The organism is Gemmata obscuriglobus, from assembly GCF_008065095.1.
GTDB classification, from domain to species: Bacteria; Planctomycetota; Planctomycetia; order Gemmatales; family Gemmataceae; genus Gemmata; species Gemmata obscuriglobus.
This window is the reverse complement of record NZ_CP042911.1, coordinates 1,627,186-1,649,536: the sequence shown is the minus strand read 5'-3', so window position 1 is coordinate 1,649,536 and position 22,351 is coordinate 1,627,186. Positions and strand designations below refer to the sequence as shown.

General features: G+C 65.3%; 17 protein-coding genes and 2 tRNA genes. 6 read left to right on the top strand and 13 right to left on the bottom strand.

The annotated features are described in order from the left end of the window. Positions 1–111 precede the first annotated feature (111 nt). The 3 genes from GobsT_RS06850 to GobsT_RS06840 all read left to right on the top strand — a co-directional run bounded on the left by GobsT_RS06850 (position 112) and on the right by GobsT_RS06840 (position 2,150). Positions 112–774 carry a ParA family protein gene (locus tag GobsT_RS06850; protein WP_010034191.1) on the top strand — a complete coding sequence of 221 codons (663 nt, stop codon included), beginning with the start codon at positions 112–114 and terminating at the stop codon, positions 772–774. Next, the gene (locus tag GobsT_RS06845; RefSeq protein ID WP_010034193.1) at positions 771–1,106 is read left to right on the top strand and encodes a hypothetical protein; all 336 of its coding nucleotides are present in this window, start codon (positions 771–773) and stop codon (positions 1,104–1,106) included. Before GobsT_RS06850 ends, GobsT_RS06845 begins: the two co-directional genes overlap by 4 nt. A gap of 111 nt (positions 1,107–1,217) precedes the next feature. Next, positions 1,218–2,150, top strand: a complete 933-nt coding sequence (locus GobsT_RS06840; protein WP_010034195.1) for a replication initiator protein A — start codon at positions 1,218–1,220, stop codon at positions 2,148–2,150. A 1,403-nt stretch (positions 2,151–3,553) separates the two neighbouring features. Here the strand turns inward: GobsT_RS06840 and thyX are convergent. The 7 genes from thyX to GobsT_RS06805 all read right to left on the bottom strand — a co-directional run bounded on the left by thyX (position 3,554) and on the right by GobsT_RS06805 (position 10,214). Continuing rightward, positions 3,554–4,489 (bottom strand): FAD-dependent thymidylate synthase, encoded by a 936-nt coding sequence (gene thyX / locus GobsT_RS06835; protein WP_010034203.1) that lies wholly within the window; start codon positions 4,487–4,489, stop codon positions 3,554–3,556. Positions 4,490–4,556: 67 nt separating this feature from the next. Then, positions 4,557–5,777: a DNA cytosine methyltransferase gene (locus tag GobsT_RS06830; protein ID WP_071529228.1), complete on the bottom strand. Its 1,221-nt coding sequence runs from the start codon at positions 5,775–5,777 to the stop codon at positions 4,557–4,559. Between the two features lie 8 nt (positions 5,778–5,785). Continuing rightward, the gene (locus GobsT_RS06825; RefSeq protein ID WP_010034208.1) at positions 5,786–6,667 is read right to left on the bottom strand and encodes a hypothetical protein; all 882 of its coding nucleotides are present in this window, start codon (positions 6,665–6,667) and stop codon (positions 5,786–5,788) included. Beyond that, the gene (locus GobsT_RS06820) at positions 6,660–8,381 is read right to left on the bottom strand and encodes an ORC-CDC6 family AAA ATPase (RefSeq protein ID WP_010034210.1); all 1,722 of its coding nucleotides are present in this window, start codon (positions 8,379–8,381) and stop codon (positions 6,660–6,662) included. The genes GobsT_RS06825 and GobsT_RS06820 overlap by 8 nt, the downstream gene beginning before the upstream one ends. After that, positions 8,378–9,439, bottom strand: coding sequence for an HD domain-containing protein (locus GobsT_RS06815; protein ID WP_010034213.1), 1,062 nt, complete (start codon positions 9,437–9,439; stop codon positions 8,378–8,380). The genes GobsT_RS06820 and GobsT_RS06815 overlap by 4 nt, the downstream gene beginning before the upstream one ends. A 349-nt stretch (positions 9,440–9,788) precedes the next feature. Continuing rightward, a tRNA-Arg gene (locus GobsT_RS06810) sits at positions 9,789–9,862 on the bottom strand. 278 nt (positions 9,863–10,140) lie between these two features. Next, positions 10,141–10,214 (bottom strand) — tRNA-His (locus GobsT_RS06805). A 181-nt stretch (positions 10,215–10,395) separates the two neighbouring features. Here GobsT_RS06805 and GobsT_RS06800 point away from each other — a divergent pair. After that, positions 10,396–10,683 carry a hypothetical protein gene (locus tag GobsT_RS06800; RefSeq protein ID WP_010034215.1) on the top strand — a complete coding sequence of 96 codons (288 nt, stop codon included), beginning with the start codon at positions 10,396–10,398 and terminating at the stop codon, positions 10,681–10,683. 6 nt (positions 10,684–10,689) lie between these two features. Here the strand turns inward: GobsT_RS06800 and GobsT_RS06795 are convergent, their stop codons facing one another. After that, positions 10,690–11,529: a tRNA(His) guanylyltransferase Thg1 family protein gene (locus tag GobsT_RS06795; RefSeq protein WP_010034216.1), complete on the bottom strand. Its 840-nt coding sequence runs from the start codon at positions 11,527–11,529 to the stop codon at positions 10,690–10,692. A gap of 72 nt (positions 11,530–11,601) precedes the next feature. On the opposite strand from GobsT_RS06795, the gene GobsT_RS06790 reads away from it, so the two are divergent. Beyond that, positions 11,602–12,837 carry an ornithine cyclodeaminase, nickel-pincer nucleotide-dependent gene (locus GobsT_RS06790; RefSeq protein WP_010034218.1) on the top strand — a complete coding sequence of 412 codons (1,236 nt, stop codon included), beginning with the start codon at positions 11,602–11,604 and terminating at the stop codon, positions 12,835–12,837. A gap of 110 nt (positions 12,838–12,947) precedes the next feature. Here the strand turns inward: GobsT_RS06790 and GobsT_RS06785 are convergent, their stop codons facing one another. Beyond that, positions 12,948–13,517: a hypothetical protein gene (locus GobsT_RS06785; protein WP_109571237.1), complete on the bottom strand. Its 570-nt coding sequence runs from the start codon at positions 13,515–13,517 to the stop codon at positions 12,948–12,950. Positions 13,518–13,659: 142 nt separating this feature from the next. Then, complete coding sequence (locus GobsT_RS06780) at positions 13,660–16,023, bottom strand: heme-binding protein (protein WP_010034222.1); 2,364 nt, start codon at positions 16,021–16,023, stop codon at positions 13,660–13,662. Between the two features lie 202 nt (positions 16,024–16,225). Here GobsT_RS06780 and GobsT_RS06775 point away from each other — a divergent pair, with 202 nt between their 5' ends. After that, positions 16,226–18,223, top strand: a complete 1,998-nt coding sequence (locus GobsT_RS06775) for a hypothetical protein (RefSeq protein ID WP_010034225.1) — start codon at positions 16,226–16,228, stop codon at positions 18,221–18,223. Between the two features lie 516 nt (positions 18,224–18,739). Here the strand turns inward: GobsT_RS06775 and GobsT_RS06770 are convergent. The 3 genes from GobsT_RS06770 to GobsT_RS06760 form a co-directional block, all read right to left on the bottom strand. Beyond that, entirely contained in the window at positions 18,740–20,179 is a 1,440-nt protein-coding gene (locus GobsT_RS06770) for a sigma-54 interaction domain-containing protein (protein WP_010051305.1), read from the bottom strand. Between the two features lie 722 nt (positions 20,180–20,901). Then, positions 20,902–21,087, bottom strand: coding sequence for a hypothetical protein (locus GobsT_RS06765; protein ID WP_010051308.1), 186 nt, complete (start codon positions 21,085–21,087; stop codon positions 20,902–20,904). A 170-nt stretch (positions 21,088–21,257) separates the two neighbouring features. Beyond that, on the bottom strand, positions 21,258–22,340 hold the full coding sequence (locus tag GobsT_RS06760) for a FemAB family XrtA/PEP-CTERM system-associated protein (protein WP_010051312.1): 1,083 nt from the start codon (positions 22,338–22,340) through the stop codon (positions 21,258–21,260). Between the last annotated feature and the right edge of the window lie 11 nt (positions 22,341–22,351).

Below are 22,351 nucleotides of genomic sequence, written 5' to 3'. Positions count from 1 at the left end.
GTGTTCTGCCTTTCTGGAACGGAGCACTTCTGGAACGCCCGAATGGCATCATTCGTACCTTCATGAAAATAGTACTTTCGCGAACGCGCGAAATGTGGAATGGTCGGCCTTATGAAGACGATCGTGATTGCCAACCAAAAAGGTGGATCGGGGAAGTCTACCCTCACCACCCACTTGGCCGTCGCCGCCGAGACCTGCGGCGACGGCCCCGTCGTGCTGTCTGACACGGACCCCCAGGCGAGCACCGCCGACTGGTTCAACGAGCGCCGCAAAGGCGGTCTCGAGACCCCGCGCTACGCTCCGCTGAACTTGGCCGCTCTGCGCACCACCGTCGACCAGTTGACCGCCGCTGGCGCATCCTACCTGTTCGTCGACACCGCCCCCTCCGTCGGCACCGTCAATGCAGAGCTGTTTGCCGTCGCCGATTTGATCCTGATCCCACTCAATCCCACCCCAGCCGATATGCGGGCACTGGTCAAAGGACTACCGATGATTAAGCGCTCGGGCCGCCCGTTCCAATTCGTCCTCGCCCGGGTTCGACCCAACTTGCGCAACAATGAAGGGGTGGCAATAGCGCTGGAGACCCTGGGCCTGGTGATTCCCGCCCGGATGCATGAACGAGTCGTCTACGCCGAGAGCTTCGCCCACGGCAAAACTGCGTTCGAGATCGAGCCCGAAGGGAAAGCGGTCACCGAACTGGCCGGCATCTGGCGCGCCGTGAAAGAGCGCACGCACGAAAGCGAAAAAGTCCGCACGGGAGGGCAGGCGGCATGAACAAGCGCCCGATGATTAACTACGATCAGCTCACCTCCCTCACGGCCGATGTGGCAGCCCCAATGCCCGAAGCCGTGCAGCGTGCCCCGGCGGTTCCAGTGCCCATTGAGCCTGCTCTCAAGCCCCCCGTGGCCAAGCCGAAGCCGTCAACCGAGAGCAAGCGGATGGCTGAGCGAGTGGCGACTGCGGACCTGACGTCGCTCTCGTTTAAGGTGCCCCCTTCTTTCCGTCGCCGCTTCCGTCAACGCGCCGCCACCGCCGACCTACGGCTCAACGAATTACTGTTTGAAGCCCTCGACGCTTGGGAAAAGGCACGCAAACTGGATAAGTAGAATTCGGGCGTTCCGGAATTCCTGCGTTCGTGAAAAGTGGAGCTCGCCTGCGGGACAGACGGGGAGTAATTGTCGCTTGCGTCCGCCGCGGGTCGCGCTATCATCCGGCCCATGTCCAAGCGCCACCACCCCAAGGGGGACCACCAGCCCGACCTGTTCGCCGGCACGTTCGCCGACATCCCGATCCGCGACCAGCGTGACACCATGGAGCGGCCGTTCTTCAGCCTGTCCAAGAAGCCCCGGCTGGCGCCCATCGAGTACCAGGTCGGGGACGTGTGGGTCGAGGTCACGGCCAACCCCAAGTTCGGGATGGCGTCGATCTGGGATGCGGACATCCTGATCTGGGCGTCTACCCAGGTGACCGAGGCCCTGGACCGAGGACACGCACCGTCCCGGGTCATCCACTTCCATCCGTACAACCTGCTCAAGAGCGTCCGCCGGTCGGTCGGCGGGGACCATTATCGGCGGCTCCGCGAGGCCCTGAACCGGCTGACACACACCGCGGTGAGTACAAACATCCGGGTGCAGGGGAAGAAGAAATCGGCCTCGTTCCACTGGCTCGAATCGTGGACCGAGGAGGTCAACGAGGCCACCGGGGAGACCGCGCACATGACCATGACCCTACCCGACTGGCTGTACACCGGGATCGTGGCCAAGGGCGGAGTGCTGACCATCCACGAGGATTACTTCCTGCTCACCGGGGGGATCGAGCGGTGGCTGTACCGGGTGGCCCGCAAGCACGCCGGCACGCAGCCGGCCGGGTGGACGTTCACCATGCGCCAGCTGTACGCCAAGTCCGGCTCGGCGGCCCGGTTCTCGGACTTCGCCCTGGACGTGCGCAAGGTGGTCGAGGCCGATAGCCTGCCCGAGTACGCACTGGCGGTACACCGCACCGCCGAAGATGAGGTAGTGACGTTCCTCCCGCGCTGCCACCTGCCGCCCGCGGACCCACGATTCCAACCCCCGCGGGCGCGCCACCGGCACGCCAAGGCAACAATCGCCGAGCCGGCCCTCACACTCGCGCAGGCAGTCACGGCCGAATAGGCGTACGCTTCCCGCTCGTACCCGCCCACGTCCCGGTCCGCGAGTGCTCCCGCACGTCCGGACCGGGCGGCCGTTGCCGAGTTATCCATAGAACCATCCCCGGGCACGGCCGATCGGGCGCAAGAGGCACGGCCGAACAGGCGCAAGTGGGCACGGCCGATCAGACGCAGCACCCACGGCCGATCAGGCGCACGGAGGCCCGATTTCTTGCGACCGTTCAAGGCGTTGTGGGTCGGCTAACTTACTTAACTATAAATCTAACGATTTATACTGTAACTTGTTGTAACGTGCCGGGCCTGTGGATAACGCGCGCGGCCAGAAACCTGCTCGGGGCCCTGGGCCCCAAAACCGTTGTGAATCAGTGCCCTGTCACCGGTGGCACGGAAAGCAGCACGATCGAAAGGCCCGGATGACGGAAAAGAAACGGGAATCCCGTGTCGGTGAGCGCGGAGGCACGGCCGATCAGGCGCACGCACCGTGGCGGGGCACGTCACGGGAACGAAATTCATGGGCGTTGGCTCGTTCGCTGTCTCGACCGTGGACCTCTAATCGAATCGAATGAGGTTCGCAGAACCTCCGAGGCCGACGCAGGCGGACAACGTCGTGCGTGAAAAAGGGCATTGAGGGAAGGAGGGCGAGCGGACACCATCGTACTGGCCCGGAAACCGGGTTGCGAGACGCGGTACGGGTCGAGGAGCAGCTGCCCCAGCCGGGAGGGGCGAATCGGCGTGAAAAGGGCATTTACGTACGATTCCACGGGTGCGATCGAATGGAGGGAGGCGATTCGACCCCGTTCCCGGTAAGAGCCCGGGAGTAGACCACCCGAAATCACTCACGTGGTGTCGGGTTGATCCCGATCGAGTTACGCCTCCAACTCGGTGACGAGCAACACCATCGTCGTGCCCAGCGTCCGCGCGAGGCCCTCTGGCATGGCAACCTCCGTCTTCAAACGGGAAACGGCCCCCGGCCTCTGCTTTGTAGCAGGACCGGCGGCCGTAATCGGTTCGCCAAGTTGGGTTGGCGGTCGCCAGCTTACCGCGATTCGTGAGACCAGCTTAACGCGCCCCGCGCCGTGGGCGTGCCGTTCAAAGCCGAGGCGGGCGAGTCAGCAACCTCGCGGAGAGCAGAAGAACCCCACTCCGCTGCCCCCTCTGACCTCAAGCGTAGCGCGAGAAAACCATCCCACGCACGCGCCTCTGGCCTCTCGGGCTCCGCATCGCGGGGATGGATGGAACCCAGCGATACTACATCCCGACGGCCGACGGCGCGCAAGGCAGGGAGGGCATGTCGAACGCGACCGACGGCGACGGGAAGGAAAGGCAGGGCAGGGAATGGCCGCAGGCCAAGCAAGGCTGCACAGCCGGCCGCCTCCAGTAATTCACGAGAGATGATGAGCCAGTGCGTTACTGTGCTGACTGCACTGCAGGTTGAGCCCACGGGCAGGCGATGCCGAGCCGGGCTAGTTTCGCTTCCAGCTCTCCGCGTTCACGACTCTGCTTCAATGGCGATCCGTTCTCGTCCAGCAAGCCGGCTTCGATCCCGAGGCGGACCGCTCCGGCCACATTATTGCCGGCAAGCGCCTGAATCACCTCGATTTCCAGCCGTGACAGGGCCACAGAGTTGAGTCGGTAATCGACGAACGCTTCCCACGCCACCGGGCACCAGCGGCTTACGATCTCGTTCCCGATCACCGTGGCGTAGGATCGAATTTCAAGCTGGGCGTGCGCGTCCATCCGCAGGCGAAGGAAGTTGAAGAGGTTGTGGAGGTCCACCTTCCAATAGGCCTCGGTGTAGGTGGACAGAGGGAGGTCTTTGCGGGCCTGCTCTCTGGCTACCCCAGCCGACAGCCGCTTCTCGTACACTGAGCGGCTGTGCTTCAGGAGCCGCTCCTCTTCTGCCGTTAGTTCTTCGCCGATTGCAGTGTCGAGTACTCCCGCGCTACCCTGACGGTTTGCGGAGGATTGGCTACGCCATCCATCGGGGGCAGTGACCTGTGCGGCATCGATCGCTTCGGAGTATCGCGTGGAGTACTCGTTGACGTTGGCCGTGCGGTGTCGAATCCATTGCCGCCAGCAGTCCATCGGAACACGGACGTGAAGCTTCAGCTCGCACATCTCGAACGGCGTGGTGTGCCAGTTTCGCAGGAGGTACCGGATCAGGCCGCGATCCTCAGAAACCTTCTTCGTTCCCTTTCCGTAGGAAACGCGGGCCGCCTGCACAATCGAGTCATCCGACCCCATGTAATCGACGACGCGGACGAACCCGTTGTCCAGCACCTTGAACTGCTGGCCGAGGATCGCGTCGAGGGCCGGAACGACGGGGCGTTCGATCTGTTCCATTGCTGTCTCCCGGGTTCTAGCCAGTGGCTTTTATACGGGCGAACAGTACCCTTTGCCAGGTCCGCTGTCAACGAACCCCAACCGCCCTGCGGGCCGACTTCCGCGAGCCTTTTGTTCTACTTCCACGGCCTAGTGAGCGGTGCCTTGCCTGCTTGTTGCCAGGAGGCAACTGAAGCATCGAACTTAGAATCATTTGGGCGACGACTTTTGCCAGAAGGGGCGGTACCGCGTCAGCGACCTGTTGTTGCTGGAACCCGATGCTTCCCGTGAACTGGTAGGCGTCGGGGAAAGACTGAATGCGCGCTGCCTCGCGCACCGAGAGCCCCCGGTGCTGAGAGGGGTGGATAAGCATGTTCTTGCGGAAGTTGCCGATCACCTTCGAAGGCTGGTTGGCTACCAGCCGGTAGTAAATACCGGTATGACACCGAGAAGCATCGCTGTAGTTCTTCAGAAGGCGGTTCGGGATCGACTCCCAGTTCTGGCCAGGCCGAATGACTTCGTACCGCTTCAGCACCAGTGGTGAATTTTTTGTGACCAGGTTGCCTTGAACAGACACGGAACCTCGCCGCATCCGCAACTGGTAGTCGGATAGTTTGGAGCGGCTAGGGTAGGGCAGAATGTCGATCGCAGCCCCAGCGCTCAATCGAGGCAGGTCGCCGATCGCCTCTTGAACAGTCACAGGTTTGGCCAAGCCCTCGCCGAAGATTGGCTGCGGGGTTATGATGGGCAACTGAAGGCGGTTCCCGACGATAAACAACCTTCGCCGCACTTGTGGTACCCCGAACGCGGATGCCTCAAGCTGGAGGCAACTCGCCGTATACCCCAACTGATCCGCCTGCTCTGCGATCCGATCGAGCAACGCGCCACCCGCCAAAGTTTTCAAGCCGGCAACGTTTTCGATGACGAACCACTGCGGCTGCAACGCTGCAAGGAAACGAAAATACTCCAAATAATAGTGATTGTTAGGGTTTTCCAGCGTTCGCGTTCGCTTGTTTGATTCTGAGAATCCTTGGCACGGTGGACCACCAATCAACACACAAAGCTCGCCGGACTTAATGCCCGCCGACGTCATGCAAGTGGCCGGGTCTAGCTCTCGAATATCCCTATCAAACAGTTTCACGTCGGTGCGATTTGCGCGGTATGTGCGAGCTGCATTTGCATCTCGCTCCACCGCAAACACGATTGTGGCTCCGCCTTGTTCGAAGCCAAGGCTAAGTCCGCCGGCTCCGGCAAACAGGTCAGCCGCTGTGAAATGCGACCGCACGCCCTCGATAGTCTGATCTTCCATGATTTGGCTCAGAGCTGGCCACGTACAGTCTCACCGATCCCAGAGGAGTAGTCAATGTTGTACTCCTGAGAGGGTGCGTAAGCTAACGCCACCTGGGGGAAGGCTTGGTGTAGCTGGAATAGCGCGACGGCAGACAGCTTTGGCCCCAGCGAGCTGAGAACTACGTTGCTGTCGTCAATGCAGCCCTCGAGCTTGGCTCGGATAGCAGCAAGTCCCCTGTCTGCCGAGTAGGCATCGACATCGAACCGCTCCACGCTCCCGTCCGGGCAAATCAAAGGTGCATGCACGTCCGTGTTTTTCGACTGGTTGCCATATTGGCTGCCCGTCTGAATGCCCAGAAATGCTGTCTTCGGCTCGTAGAAGCGGATAAGTTGCTCTGTGCGGCGGACATCATACCCCGTAAGGACGATCAACGTCGTTGGGCAGCCGAGGCGGGCTTCACCGGACAGTTTGTAAACCAGCCGCGGTCGATCAGGATCTCGGCTGAGCCAGTCCTTGTTGTAAGAGTTGGGCTTGTGGTATACGTAATTGACTTCGCACCCAACCTCCTTCAGAAATGAGAAGGTCAGCCAGATGATGTCCCGCGGCATCGTAGTGATATCTACGGTCGCCCGGCTCGCGGCGACCGTTTGGCTCGCAAGGTCGGCCTGCAGTGATCGCCAGGTGTCGGCTGGCGATCCGAACGAGACCTCTCGGGTCTTCACCTGTACATGCAGCCCCTCGCAAAGCTCCTCAAATCCATCTCGATTCTCTTGCGAATTCGCCGCGTTCTCCCGCGCGTAGTACATGATCGCCTTGCGGGGTGCGTCTTGGCTGAAGACCTCCCGCGCGCCTAGTAGGAAACGCTCCTCCCAGCTCGCCATCGTGACGAAAAGTTCGGTGTTACTCATCGAAAAGCCCCCGCTGTTCAGGCGCGGCGTCCGGCTTTTTAACCGGGATGTCCGTGCCGTTGCTCGCTGCCAGCAGGTCTTTGGCCTTGAGCGATGCGCGGGCGTGTTGTCCGTGCAGGTCCAAGCCGATGCTCGGCCATAGCATCCGGTTCGGAACGTAGTAGGCCTCACGCAAGCCGCCCGCCTTGGCTGGCCCGAACCGCATGTAAAGTAGCTGTGCCTTGCGGGCAATCATCAACAGGGGTGAGAGTTCGGACTCAATTGCCTCCGTCATTCCCGTGATGCTGAAGGAGTTGGCTTGCGGTTCCGACTCGTGGTTGAGTAGCCGAACGCGGAAATACATCGCCAGCTTTTCGAAGAGCGTTACGATCTGCCGCGCCTGCTTCGAAGAGCATCCGTCAATGGATCTGTCGAGACCTTCCTTCAGCCTTGCCCACATCGCTTCGCTTTGTCGCAGGATGATGTCGCATTGATCGTCCGGGGGAATCTCCGTCGGCGCCGCTCCGGCCGCCCCGTCGTGCCGCCGCGATTGCACGGCGTCGTACATCAGGTAGCACGGTTCCAGCAGGTTACGGATCACACCCGTGGAAAGGTACACGAGCGTGTCGAAGCCCGAATAGGTGGGACGATTCGCTTTGGGCGACCGGGTTCGGAAGTACTCGGCACGGCCGAACTTGTAGACGTAGTCCTGCACCCGCGACGGCAACCAGTCCGGGTGCTCCTTTGCCACCCGCACCTTCACCTGATCGTGGCACTTCCGCATATCGGCATCGAACTGTGGGCTTACGGGAAAGAACTCCGCCGCACCTTTCTCAATCCCGCAACGTTTGAGCCGGCGATCGATGATGCTCGCCGACATCTTCCCGAAGTCGGAGGACGCGGTCTGGAACGGCTGCTCCATGTCGATCGTTGTGAAGTCGTGCCCTTCGAGGACCGCGCCTCCCGACGTCGTCTTGAAGTCCGGCTTGCCGACCTTCGCGGTTGCCACCTTAAAGCTGAAAGCCGAATGGTCGCGGTAGGCGATCCACGAGTTCAGTGACCTCGCCTGATGCTCGTTCAGGTCGTGAGCATCGTCCATCATGAGCATGAGGTGCGAGTCTTTAAGCACCGGAATCTTGCGAATGCAGCCCAGCAAGGGCATCACGCCGGAGGCAAAAGACAGACAATTGTCATAGAACAAGTCAGACTTCGGCTGATTGATGTGGCGCTGGGTGGCAACGATGTCCTTCTGGGCCCATTCCCTGATCCCTTCGTACAGGTTTACAGTGTCACGGAGCTTGATACCGAGTATGTACTCGATATCCGACCGCAGATCCTTCTGCTTGACACCGTCGAGGGTATCGGGGACTTCGTTCAAAGTATCCGCGATGTTGTAAATTACCGTCAGCACCAGGAAGTGCTCGGAGATTGCGGCGGCCTGGATCTCATTGAGTAGTTGGTACTCCTTTCGGTGAACAAGGGGCGTGTTGCAGGGGATGTACACCCCGATCATCTCCAGCGACTTTGCGTCCCTGCCTCCGGCCGCCAAGCGGACGCGAAGCGAGTTGTAAAGCAAGGTCATCGTCTTGCCCGATCCGCGCTCTCCCACCAGGAAGATGTTCCGCTTGGACTGAATCACGCGAGAGAAGTTGAAATCCTCGACGTAGAACGCCGCGATCATGCTCGGCGACAGGTTGTTCGCAGCCTCGTACTGGAAAGGGTTTGACGTGCTCATGCGACACCCCCATTCCTTTGCTGGATCGAGCCTCGCAGTTGTTCGATTATGGTTGCCGGCTCGTACAGCGGGTTGATCTGCGGCACGCTACGGGCATTCACCCCCGGCACAACTTTGTCGTCAACGTAGAGCGCCGGGAGTCTCGTCCCACACTCGTCGTCTCCGATCCAGAAACGGTACGTGGCCGAGGAGGCTTTGAACGGGCTGAGAGCAGGGCAGTAAAACTTTGTATAACTTCGCTCCTGGTCTAGCTTTAGGAGTCGTTTGTATGAGAATTCTATAAGCTCTTTGATATCCGCAAGAGCCGACTCAATGTCTCCGGCGTTCGGATCCACCGCAAAGTGGTAGTCCAAGGCGAAGAGACCTCGCTCGCGGTCGATGCTGACGTGGACGCACGTCGCGTAGCGGTGGTAGATGCGGCTACTCTCATCGTAGCCGTGCGTCTCCAGCACCAATCGGGAGGTTCGTTGCGGCCCTTCGGCAAGCTCGTCCGCCATCCGTAAGATAGCCGCGATTTCCTGAAGCCGAACGATGCTCCCCTGAAAATAGTAACGATTATCAAGATCTTTGAGCGTGTCCTTGCTCCCGTCCGATGCCTCGCCAGTGTGGGCCTTCGCCGCCATCAGGACCATCACCCTCTCGCTCTTGTCCTCGTTTGCTCCCGCCCTTGCCCTCGTGTAAATCTGCTTGATCTTGTCCTGATGCTCCTTGCGGCCGTACATGTTCCCGACGTCGTGGAAGAGGGTGATCATCCCGAGGCAGTACATCTCCTCGGGCGAGAAGCCACCGTACTCTTTTCCGAGAAGTGTCCCGATGTTCTCCAAGACGTTCACGATGTGCCGCGGCCCGTGGTCGCTCAAGTGCCGTTCTTCGCGTTTGATCTCTTCGTAGACGTTCTCAACGAGGAACTTTTTTGACGACGCGAAGTTCCCCGCGAGCACGTCGCCGCGCGCGTTGATTTTTTTCAGGGCTGTCTTGAGCTGTTTTTCGAAGGGCGTATCCGGCCACATCTTCGCAACCTCATGGCTCTTGCCGGTCTCGTGCTGCCGCTTGGACACATTGCCCGCGTGACCGATTCGGAGCCGAGTACGCCCCTTCTGGCACCGTTGGGCTGCGGGTGCCGACCGCTGCTGCCGATCTCGCTCGGACGCTTATACCCGGAGCTTGACCGCAGAGCCAGACAGCCTGCCGAGAGGGGATTCCCGCCTGCTTCTCGGTCGGTGACCGAGGGTAATCTATCGCTTGAGAGCGTCTACGTCCGTAGGCCGAGGGCGGCACACCGATCCAAGGCGCCAGCGCCGTCAATCCCGCAAAACAAGGACGGTTTAGTACGGAATTTGGTACGGCGACCATCACTCGGACCGCGGTGCAAATAAAAAAAACCCCGGTTTCCCAGGGGTTTTCTAGTATGCCCGACAGGAGTTGAACCTGTAACCTTCGGCTCCGGAGGCCGACGCTCTATCCAGTTGAGCTACGGGCACATTGCTTTAGAAAATATAGCTCGTTCGCGGTCTGCGGCAAGGGCGCAACTGCGACCATCAGTCAGGACCACGGCTTTCCGTCAGGGCCGTTTAGCTCATTGGTCTTGGGAATTGGGCGAAAACGGTGTCCAGGAATCGCTTGCGTGATTCTTGCGTACTTTGCCCCGCCAAGTATCGTCAGGTCTGGACAGGGTACGCACAACCGTCCAGGTGAATGCCCTGCCACAAAAATGACGTAAGCCCTTGTTTTTCCAAGGGCTTACGCGTCTTTCGTTCAGGGTGACTGACGGGACTTGAACCCGCGACATCCAGATCCACAATCTGGCGCTCTAACCAACTGAGCTACAGCCACCATCAAGAGCCAACAACTTCGATCCACTCATTTACACCATTGATTTTAGCAGCGCACGCGATTGGGTCAACCGTCCTTTGCATTTCTCGCGAAAGCAAGAAGTGTGACCCGGCATGGAGGTTGCTTGAGATTACTTTATCGGGCCACACTCGGCGGCCCGCTTCGATACGAGGGCTGAACAATGGACGTACTCGACTTCCTCCTGCTGCTACTCGTCGCGGCGATCTGCGGGGCCGTTGCACAGGTGATTGCCGGCTTCTCGCGCGGCGGCCTCCTTGTCGCCATCGCCGTAGGGTTCATCGGAGCGCTCGTCGGTCTGTGGCTCCAGCGCGCCACCGGGATGCCCGAGATCTTCATCGTCGAGGTCGGCGGTAAGCCGTTCCCAATCGTTTGGTCGATCATCGGCGGCGTGCTGTTCGCCACAGTCATCGGTCTGCTCACCCGCCCTCCGCGCCGGACCGCATACTGACCTCCGTTACTCGTGCTCCGGGGGCACGGTGGCCGTGCCCCTTTTGAGTACCGGCTCTTCACCTCGAAACAGCACCCCGGCACGGTTCTCTAACTTCGAGAGCGGCGGTAAGTTGAACACCGCCACCTCGGACCGTTCGATCACCAGATCCGGGGTGCGGTGCGCCTGGTGCTTTGCCGGCAGCGCGTCCCGCTCGTCGGCCGTGAACGGGCGGCGCACCGCGCGGCGGCGCGAATACGTGCCCCGTTTGAAGCACGCCGGGTAGCTGTTCCAGTTCACACCCTCCCGAAAAAGCAGCTCCTGCAACTCGGCTCCGGTACGGCCGTGAACCGTCGCGTGGTCGTAGTAGGCGCGGGCCGCCATTGAAATCGAGTTCTTCTTCGCGTCCAGTTCGCGCCACACGAACACGTTGGCCGCCTCGTCGAACGTCGGCACGTTCCACACCCGGCAATCGAACGTCGGAACCCGGTCGGTGTAATCTGCCGGCAGGAACGCCGGCAACCGCCGGTGGAAGTGGACCGAGCACAGCGCGGCCAGGGCGGACGTCATCTTCTGAATGCGCCCGTCAAAAAACACCTGCGTGCCGGCCCCGAACGGCACCCACGCGAGCGTGAACTCGTCCGACTGCGTGTACCCGACCGTTGCGTTGGTCTCGCGCACCAAGGCCGCCAGGGTGTCGATCATCAGGTCCGAGAGGCGCTGGTCGAAGGGCCGGGCCAAGCCGCGCACGAACGCGTGGAACGCCCGCCCGTCGAGCCGCGCCAGCGCCGGCAGCCGCGGCATCAGCCGGCGGCCCGACTCCGCCCCCTCGTACAACTTCATGCGCTCGGCCAGTCCGTCCGCCATACCCGCCTCGTACCCGCGTTCCGCGTCCGGTATGAAAAAGGAGAGAGCAAACCCCTCACGGAGGTTCACCGAATGGCCACCCACGTCGAACACCTCGAAATGACCGGCCACATCGTCGACTCGCTGCTCCTGCCGAAGGTGCTCGACGCGATCCTCTCCCGGGGCGGGCGCTACAACATCGAGACCCTGCGGCTGGGGCAGCGCCAGGACGACGCCAGCTTCGTCCGCATCGAGGTGCGGGCCGACACCGCCGAGCAGCTCGAAGCGATCCTCGCCGAGGTCCACCCGCACGGCGCGGTCCCCGCGCAGACCGGCGACGGCCGCACCGCGCCGGCGGACATGGACGGCGCGTTCCCGGACGGGTTCTACTGCTCCACCAACTTCCGCACCCAGGTCCGGCTCAACGGCGAGTGGATCGACGTCGAGGACCAGGAGATGGATTGCGGCATCGTCGTCGATTCCGAAGGCGCAGCCGCGCGCTGCGTGCCGATGACCGGCGTGAAAAAGGGTGACCGGGTGCTCGTCGGGCGGACGGGGACGCGGGTGCTGCCCCCGGAAGCGGAGATGCGCAAGCACGAGCTGTTCGAGTTCATGGCGAGCCCGGTTTCGAGCGAGCGCCCGAAGGCGGTGAGCGTCCGCGAGATCGCCCACGCGATGCGCAAAACCCGCGCGGCCGGCGACAAGGTGCTGGCGGTGCTCGGGCCGGCGGTCGTTCACACCGGCGGCTCCGAACTGGTCGCGCAGCTCGTCCGCGACGGGCTCATCAACGTGCTGTTCGCCGGGAACGCGCTGGCCACCCACGACATGGAGCAGGCGCTCTACGGCACCAGCCTCGGGGTGTCGCTGACGCACGGGCTGCCGACCGACGAGGGCCACGAGCACCACCTGCGCACCATCAACTCGATCCGGCGGCTCGGCGGGATTCGCGAAGCCGTTAAAGCCGGAAAGCTGGCGAGCGGGATCATGTTCGAGTGCGTGACCCGGAACGTGCCGTTCGTGCTGGCCGGCAGCATCCGCGACGACGGCCCGCTCCCGGAGGTGGTCACCGACGCGCTGGCGGCCCAGGACGCGATGCGCAAGCTCATCCCGGGCGTCGGGTTCTGCTTAATGGTGGCGACGACGCTGCACTCAATCGCGGTCGGGAACTTGTTGCCCGCGTGGGTGAAGGTGGCGTGTGTGGACATCAGCCCCGCGACGGTCACCAAGCTGATGGACCGCGGCAGCACGCAGACGGTGGGCATCGTCAGCGACGCCGAACCGTTCTTGCGGTCGCTGGTGGCCGAACTCGGCAAGACGGGTGCCGCGTGAGCACGGCCTAGCAACAACGGAAGACCTCACCGAGACGGCCCCGGCGGCGTGGGGCGAGTTACGTCTGAGGAAATGAACCACAAGAACGGCGCCGAGCAGCGGCTGAGCGGTTAGTGCCCGCCGCCCTTAGCCTCGCCGCCGCTCTTCGCTTCCCCGCCGTGACCGGCGTCGGCCCCGTGACCGCCGCCGTGCCCTTCCTTGGCGTGCTCCATGTCCTCGCGCCGCTCCAGCACCGCTTTGCGCAGCGGGCGCAAGGCCAGCACGTCCACGACCCGCGGGCCGTCCGCGTTGTACAGCTTCTGAATCGGCTTGCCGGTGGAGGGGTCGACCGACGGGGCCAGGAACACGCGCCCGAGGTGCGCCCGGAACCCGCCGAAGTCGGTGCCGTAGGTGCCGACGCACGGCGCCCCCAGCGCCGAGCCCGGGCCGCGGGCGAGTAGGCTGTTGCCCTTCAGCGAGCCGCCCCCGACGTACCCGCCGTGGTCGAACCGGGTCACGCTCGGGACCGCGTGCGCCTTCACGCTCAGCGGGTAACCGGCGCGGGCCGCGGAGTGCTCCACGGGCGTGTGCGGCTTCGGGGTCCGCTCCGCGATCCGCTGGAGCAGCGGCCGGTCGTCGGCGCGAGCGGAAACGGTAGCGGCTAAAACGATCACGCCCGCGAGGGCGGAGAGCTGGCGCATGGGACACCGGGGGTACGCACGAGCCCGCGCGGCGCGGTCGAACGCGCCGGGCCGGGCACAGCCCCCCATTTATCGGCTCGCCCCGCCTTCCGGGTTGCGTGCGAATTTCCGATCCCGCCCGGCCCACCGGGCCGCGAACCGGTCAATCGGTGAACAGCCCGCCCTCCGGGTTCCGGTTGAACTTCTGGTACGGCAGCCGCACCCCGTTCACCAGGTACTGGTCGGCCCGCGCGCCCACCGGGGCGTTGAACCCGTTCTCCCCGGCCACCGTCACCACGTCGTCCTGGTCCACGCCGTCGCCGCTGACCCCGAACCCGCCCTTCAGGAGCCCCGCCGTGTACAGCGGCGAGCTGCCCGGGAAGAAGATGATGCCGTTCTGGTTCAGCAGGTTGAACGGGCTGTGGAAGTTGGTGCCCGGGTTGAACGCGTCGTGCCCGAGCACGCTCTGGTAGGCCGACGCGGGCAGCGCCTGCCCCACCAGCCGGCCGGTGAACCGGTTGGTGTTCACCGGGTCGTCGTTGAGCTGGGAGAACGGACCCGGGGGCGCGGTGTCGATGGCCTCGGGGAACCGCGGCTCGGCCAGGTACCGGAACGTGCGGGCCGTCATCGCCACGCCCGGCGGGAGCCCCTGCACCTGGTCGATCGGCTGCAACTGGAGCGGGTTCGAGTAGTACGACACGTTGCGCGCCTTGGCCACCGCCACGTCGATCGAGAACACCGTGGCGTCCGGCTGCCGGTACAAACCCACGATGTTGCCCTGGCGGTCCGACACCGCGTACACGAATTTCGCCGGCGAGCTGATCGGCAGCCGGATCGCGGCCCGGGTCTGGCTCGCCTGCTGGAGCCCGTTGGCCACGATCGCGACCACCTCGTCGGCGCGGATGCCGTCCCCGTCGTGCGGCAGGACGAGCCACCCGTCCGGCACCGCCTGGCCGCCGCGGAGCGTGGCCCCGTTCGCGGCCACCTGCTGGTTCTGCCCGTCGTTCGGGTCCCCGCGGCCGACCACTGCGGCCGTGAGCTGGAGCTGCTGGGCGCCCTGGAACGCGCCCCCCGGGCCGAACACGTCGAGCTGGATGCCCACGAGGTCGATGCGCCCGGTGGGCAGCCCGAAGCGGCTCGACAGCGTCACCCCGCCCAGCGCGCCGACCGGGAGCGTCGCGGTGCCGTCCACGCTCGCGGTGGTGCCGCCGACCGCCGCGAACGCGATCCACTCGGCCTCCAGCGTCCGGTCCGGCTTGCGCGAGTCGAACGTGCTGCTGAGCGACGAGTTCTCCTCGGTGGCGTACCCGGTCTTGCCCGGGAAGAACACGCCGATCCCGCCCACCACGTGCCCGTCCTTGTAGATCGGCACGCCGCCCGGCAGGGTCGCGATCCCGCGCGACTGCGCGCCGGGCTTCAGCCCCGACTGGAACCCGTAGGAGTCGGGAACGAACAGCTCCTGGCCGGCGAGCACGGAGTTGCGGTCGGCGTTGAACCGGAGTTCCCGCAGGAGGTCGTCGGCGGTGCCCTTGATCCCGTCGGCGCCGACCGCGAACGTGCCGTCGCGGTTGGTGTGCTCGATCCCGAACAGGTCCACCTGCGGGGTGTTCGCGACGCCCGGCGGGAAGTGCCCCTTGCTCCCGACCGCCGCCACGAACCCGGGGCCGCGGACCGTCGAGTTCGGGTCGGTGACGTTGGGGTTCGAGTTCACCTCCCGCTCGGTGATCGTGGACTGGCTGATGAACCCGACCGTGCGCGAGGTGAGCGGGGCCTGGTCGTTGGCGAAGTACGCCGCGGTCAGCGCCTTGGAGTACGCCCCGTCGATCGCGAACACGAGGTTGTCCGCGCTGGCGGTGATGTTCGGGTCCACCCCGCTCTCGACGCGCACGCCGAGGATCCGCCCGTTCCGGTCGGTCACCACGATGATCGCGTCCGAGCTGGCGGACGCCGCCGCCGCCCGCTGGAGCAGCGCGTTCACCTCGTCGGTGGTCAGCTGGCTGACCGGCGCGGCCGGGGCCGCGGCGCCGCGCGGGAGCGCCGCCAGCAGGAAGGTGCCGCCCCCCGGGAGCACCGTGTCGGTCGATTTCACGTTGAACAGCGCGTTGACCGCGCCGGTGCCGCTGAACGTGTTGGTCCCGTCGCCGCCGAACAGCGCGTTCCGGGTGCCGCCGGCGTTCAGCGTCGTGTTGCCGTTGCCGGCGCTCAACTTGTTCGTGCCGTCGCCGGCGCTGAGTACGGCCGGCTGGGTCACGTCCGGGTCGACCACCACCGCGTCGTTACCGGCCCCGGTGTTGACCGTGATCGAGGTCACGTCGGTCGAGACGAAGGCGCCGATCTCGGTGGTGCCGTCGAGCACGTGGAGGGCGCCGCCGGCGCCGAAGATGCGGACGCGGTCGTCGCCGTCCGTCCCGGTCACGGTGAGCACCCCGCCGGCCAGCGCCGCGGTGGCCAGCAGCGCCCGGTCCTCAAGGGCCTCGCACCAGAGAGTGGTTCGCCGCAGCGCGGCGCGGTCGGTTGCGGTGTGCATGACGCGGCCCGGTGGTCGTATTTCGCCCGCAGTCTGTATCGGCAGCCCGCACAACCGGTCTTGACGGATTACTTTCGCTGGTGCTCGCCCCATGCAGAATCAGAAGAATCCTCATGACCGGCCCGCGGCCGGTCGATTCAAGGGATGAAGCACCGCGCTGTACCGTTGTGCGTGCGTGAGCGCGACGTTGGGGGTTACGGACATGCGCCCGATCTGGAAGCTGAGCCGCTGCGTTGCGGGTGCGCTCCTGTGCGCCACGGGCCAGGCGCGGGCGGACGCACCGACCGGCGCCCCGGCACCGCCGGCCGCCGACGCCGCCCCGGCGCTCCCGCGCCTGCCGGCACCGCCCGGCGGGCCGTCCCTTCCGCCGCCACCGGGCGCGCTTGCGGCTCAACCGACGGCCGCCGCGGCGCCCCAGCCGCCGAAGGCCGCCCCGAAGGACACCACCCGCCAGCCCATCGACCGGCTGCTGGAGCCGGCCGCGCCGGCGCAGCCGGGCGGGCCGCAGGACGCCGCGGTGCAGGCGTCCGCCTACGCGTACTTCCCCACGCTCGGGTTCGCCGGCCAGAGCGGGGTGCTGCCGCGGTCCGGCAGCAACAACGAGTACGACACCGTCGAGGACCGGTGGCGCACCGGGTTCCCGGAGTGGGACCGGTACGGGCTCAACCACCCGCGCGTCTTCGACTACCCGTACCAGCTCGGGCGCTGGTACGACCCGTACCGCCAGAACGTGCTCAAGGGCGACTACCCGGTGTTCGGGCAGCACACGTTCTTCGTGTTCACCGGCACGAACAGCAGCCTGTTCGAGGGCCGCATGATCCCGACGGCCACCACGCCGTTCGAGAGCACCGCGCGGCCGCTCCAGGAGGAGTTCTTCCAGCGCCCGGGGCAGTTCCTGTTCTCGAACCTGACCACCGCGTCGTTCGAGCTGTTCCACGGCGACGCGGCGTTCAAGCCGAAGGACTGGGCCGTCAAGCTGACCCCGGCGTTCAACTACAACGCGCTGTCGGTGTCCGAGCTGGGCGTCGTCAGCCCCGACGTGCGCAAGGGGACGGTGCGGCTGCGGTCGTGGGCCACGCTCCAGGAGTGGTTCGGCGAGTACAAGCTCGCGGACCTGAGCGAGCAGTACGACTTCCTCTCGGTGCGGGCCGGGGCGCAGCCGTTCACCAGCGACTTCCGCGGGTTCGTCTACAGCGACGTGAACCGCGGCGTGCGGCTGTTCGGGAACCTGGACGGGAACCGCACGCAGTTCAACCTGGCGTACTTCCGGCAGTTGGAGAAGGACACCAACAGCGGGCTGAACACGTTCAGCGACCGCAACCAGGACGTGGTGATCGCGAACCTGTACCGGCAGGACTTCATCTTCCCGGGGTACACGGCGAGCCTGAGCTACCACTTCAACAACGACGGGCCGTCGCTCAAGTTCGACAAGAACGGGTTCCTGGCGCGCCCGGACCCGGCCGGCACGTTCACCCCGCACCGGGTCGAGGCGCACTACCTGGGCTGGGCCGGCGACGGCCACATCGACCGGTACAACATCTCGCACGCCTTCTACTGGGTGCTGGGGCGCGACAGCCGCAACCCGATCGCGGGGCAACCGACGAGCATCAGCGCCCAACTGGCCGCGGTGGAACTGTCCTACGACCGCGACTGGGCGCGGTTCCGCGTGAGCGGCCTGTACCAGTCGGGCGACGGCGACGCCCGCAACGGGCACGCCACGGGCTTCGACTCGATCCTGGACCAGCAGAACTTCGGGGGCGAGTTCAGCTTCTGGCGGCGGAACCGGGTGCCGCTGTTCGGGGTGGGGCTGACGAACGACCAGAGCAACCTGGCGAACCTGCGGTCCAGCCGCATCCAGGGGCAGAGCAACTTCGTGAACCCGGGGCTCTGGCTCATCAACGCCGGCGTGGACTTCGACCTGACCCCGCGGCTGCGGTCGATCAACAACGCCAACGCGCTGTTCTTCGACAAGACCAACCCGCTGGAGGTGTTCACGTTCCAGGGGAACATCGACCGGTTCATCGGCGTGGACCTGAGCACCGGGTTCGAGTACCGGCCGCGGCTGAACAACAACGGGATCATCCTGGCCGGGATCAGCACGCTGATCCCGGGCGGCGGGTTCCGGCAGCTCTACAACGACAAGGGCGGCAAGGTGCAGTCGCTGCTCAACGGGTTCGCGGAAATCATCTTCACGTTCTGATTCCGCGCGACGGCGGACTGTGCCCGCAAAAGAACCCGGGCCGCGAGGAAAACCTCGCGGCCCGGTGCGTTCCCAAGGCGTTCACTTCTCAACCTGTGGCGCGGAGCGCTCACGGCACCGCCGGCCAGGGTCTGGCCAAAGTTGTGGCTGAACCACGACTCGCGGGGTTGCTCCAGACTGCCGCAACTTTGGCCAGACCCTGGCCGAAAGCGGTGCTGGAACAGCGCTCCCCGCGCGGGGTGTGAAGGCAGAAGCCCGGCTGACGCAACATCAGCCTGTCGCAGAGCGACGAGCTGAACACCAATGGAACTGGAATCAGGATAGCCACGCGGGCCGCGACCTGCAATGCGCGAGCGTGTCAGTCGCACGAGTACAGTCGATGGCGGGCCGTTCCCTGGGACCGCGGACGTCCCGTCCGCAGCTCCGGGAATTCGATTGCTCGGCGTAACGACCGACCGGGTGCCGGGTGCGGACGGCGCCGGTCCGCTGGCGGCCGCGAGGGCCGCGCGGTCGGTGTCACACGCTGCCGGCCCGCGGGTTGAGTTCGTCGAACGGGAGCCCGAACGGCCCGTCCTTTTCCTTGAGCAGCTTGTACGCCTTCATCTTCTTGTACAGCGTGACCCGGCTCACCCCGAGCATCTGGGCCGCCCGGGTGCGGCTCTGGTTCGCCTTCTCGAGGGCGCGCAGAATGTTGGCCCGCTCGGTCGCCTCGCGGGTCTGCTTCAGCGTGCCGTCGAACCCGCTCGGCACCGCCGCCACGCCGCCGGGCGCCTCCACCCGGTTGAGCACCTGCGGCGACAGGTGGTGCAGCTTCAGCTCGTTGCCGGCGCTGGTCAGCACCGCCTGCTGGATCACGTTCTCGAGCTGGCGGATGTTCCCGGGCCACGGGAACGCCTCCAGCACCCGCAGCGCCTCCGGGCACACCCCGAACAGGCGCTTGCTGTACTTCGTGCCGAACCGCGCCACCATCCCGCGCACCAGCGGGGCGATGTCCTCCGGCCGGTTGCGGAGCGGCGGCAGGTGGAAGCTGATGACGTGCAGCCGGTAGTACAGGTCGCGGCGGAACGAGTGCCGCTCGACCGCGTCGGCGAGGTTCCAGTTGGTCGCCGCGACGATCCGGGCCCTGCACACCTGCGTCTCGTTGCTGCCCACCGGCTCGAACTCGCCGGTCTCGATCACCCGCAGCAGGTTCGCCTGGTGCTCCATCCCGAGGGTGTCGATCTCGTCGAGCAGGATCGTCCCCTCGCCGGCCGCGGCGAACTTGCCCACCTTCGCGGCGTCGGCGCTGGTGAACGCGCCCCGCGCGTGGCCGAAGAACTCCGCCGCGATGAGGTTGCTCGAGAGCGCGCCGCACGCGACCACCATGAACCGGTTGGCGCGCCGCGCGGAGCAGTCGTGAACCAGTTTCGCCAGGAACGTCTTGCCGGTCCCGGTTTCGCCCTCGATGAGCACGGTCACGTCGTGCGCCGCGGCGATGCACAACTGCTCGACCATTGTGGTCAGCGAGGGCGTGTGGTTGATGAGCCGCCGGCGGATGGTCTCGGGGGTGCCCTCGGCGGCGGGGTCGGCGAACGGGGTGCCCGGAGCGAACGCGCGGTGCGCCCACGCGGTCAGCTCGCGCGAGTGGTGCGGCCACGCGAACCGGTCGCTGAGGTACGCGTTCAGGCAGTCCAGCTTCCCGCTCGCGCGGGCCGCGTCGCTCTCGAGCAACGAGAGCACGGCCGGCAGGTGCTGGACCTTGGTCTCGCGCACCACCGTTTCGATCGCGGCCGCGTCGGACGGCTCGGACGCGAGCAGCAGCAGGTCGCCGTCGGTTTCGGGCGTGAGCAGGTTCGGCACGTCCTCGCACCGGACGACCGGAACGGTCAGTTGAATGGCGCGCTGCAGGTGCCCCTGTACCATCGCGGCGAACCGCGGGTCGTTGGCGACGAGGACGAGCCGGCGGGAAGAACCCATAGTGTTGCGTGACTCCGCGAGCGATCACTGTTGACGGCCGCGCCGAGCGTCTGCCGGCGCGACCGGGGCAACCGTCGCTTTGCCCGCCGGTCCCACCCACCGATGCGGAAAAGTTTCGGGTTGTGTATCCACGATCAAGCAAAGTTTACAAACAGAGGCGAAGCAACCGGTCGCACGGAAGTTGCGGGAAATACCGGACAAACGGTGTCGGACGTTGCTGCGAGACCAGAATAACGGTGACAAAACTGGCCGTTTTCACGTGGCAGTGAACGCGCCTCAAAAGCGAGGCCCCGCGTGCGGTTCGAGGGGGCGCGCGTGGCCTGTGTTAAAATGTTAACGCGCGGCCCAGAACATTGAGGCCGGTAACCGCTCAGGTTGGGTCGAGCGGCGAGAACGGTTGGTCACTTTTAGCGAGTCAGTGCGACATGAATTCCGAAACGTCGGTGGGCATAGACCCGCACATACACGAGCGTCTTCGCCCCAAACTGGCGCCGACGCCAGCGTCGCGCAGGGGCGGGCGGCGCGGCGACGGCCCGGGGCCGATCGGATCGCGGAAGGCGTCAGCTTCGAGGCGGAGTGATTCTTCCGACCAGTGATAGCAGCATTAGCAAAAGACCGCGCCACGTTGTGGGCGAAATGGGGCGCGTTCAACTCACGAGGCACGAACGGCGGTGCGGAATGTAGGAACGGAGATCCGGCTCGCAGGTGCTCTCACCCGGCGCTTACGCCAGCACGTCGACCGACTGCCCGAGGTGCGTGTCGATGCCCGCCGCGGCGGCACCAAGGAGGATGGCCCGGAGCGGGCTCACGGGCGGCGCGGCGGCCGCCTGGGCGAGCGCCGGTGACGCGGCGCCCGGGAGTGACTGGAGCAGTGCCAGGATGGACGAATAGTGAGCGCCGATAGCCACGGGAAGCTCCTCCAGACGCGCAAAACGCTACCGGTAACAACTCTAGAACGCAAATCGCGTCCCGTGCGTTTTAAGTTCTCGGCCACCAACCAACGGGTGCAGCCGGTTGCGAGGCGTGTCGCGGGGGGATGGGTGCGGGGAGAGGAGAGCCGCACAACAGCGGAAGCGGGTCACGGGATGCCGCGCACGATCCGCGGCCCGAAGGCCCGCGTCAGCTCGACGGGGAGCTTCTGCCACAGGCGGATCGCGAGCCGGTACCGCGGGTTGTCGGGCCGCATCTCGCCGACCTCGCCCCGCTGCACCGCGTACTGCCACGCCGCGGGGTGCGGCACCGCGCCCCACTGCTTCTTGAACTTGAACGTGCTGCCGTCGGCGGTGGACCGCCCGAAGTCGAACACCCGCTGCCCGCGCTCGACCGACCGCAGCAGCAGCGCGTGGTACATCAGCATGTTCACGTTGCTCGGGTTGTAGTCCCGCAGCGACGAGGCGGTCGGCACCTCCGTGACCCCCCACCCGTGCAGCAGGAGCGCCGCCGCGACGGGGGTTGCGCCGGAGCGGACCAGACAGATCTCGGCGTCGCCGGGGAAGGTCGCGAGGATCGCCCGGAACAGCTCGATCCCGTACACCGGCGAGCCGAGGTCGCGCATGTTCTCGGCTAGCACGTCGTAGAACCCGTCGAGGCACTCCGCGCCGCCCCACGTGACCGCGAAGCCGCCCTTCTCGCCCTTGCGGATCTGGTTCCGCACCTTGGTGTCGAACCCCTTCCACAGCCGCTCCGGCGTGGAAGGGAGGGCGAGCCGCATGTGGACCTTGCTGGTGATCGACGCCGTGAGGGCCGGGTGCGCGACCGGGGCCTCGTGCCGCAGCTCGAGGTGCCGCACGTTGAGTTCGTCGGCCAGCCCCGCGGCCCGCGCGATCAGCTCTGCCCGCACGTCGGCCGTCGGGGCGATGACGCCGTTGGTGTTCAGGTACGGGAGGCTGACCAGGAACCGCCCGAACAGCACCGAGTCCACGCACGCCAGGGGCAAGAACCCCACCGTGCGGCCGCTGGCGGTGGCCTCGAGCGCGTACACCTCGTGGCCGAGCGACGACCGCAGGACGTCGAGCCAGAGCGGGTGCTTGCTGAGCGGCACCTCGGGCGCCGAGTGCCGCACGAACGCCGCCAGGTCCGCGACCCGACCGGCGATCGCGGCCCGCGGGTGCGCGGTGACGGTGAACGTCGGCGGGGGCGAGGACGACATGAGGCGAATCATACGGATTCCGG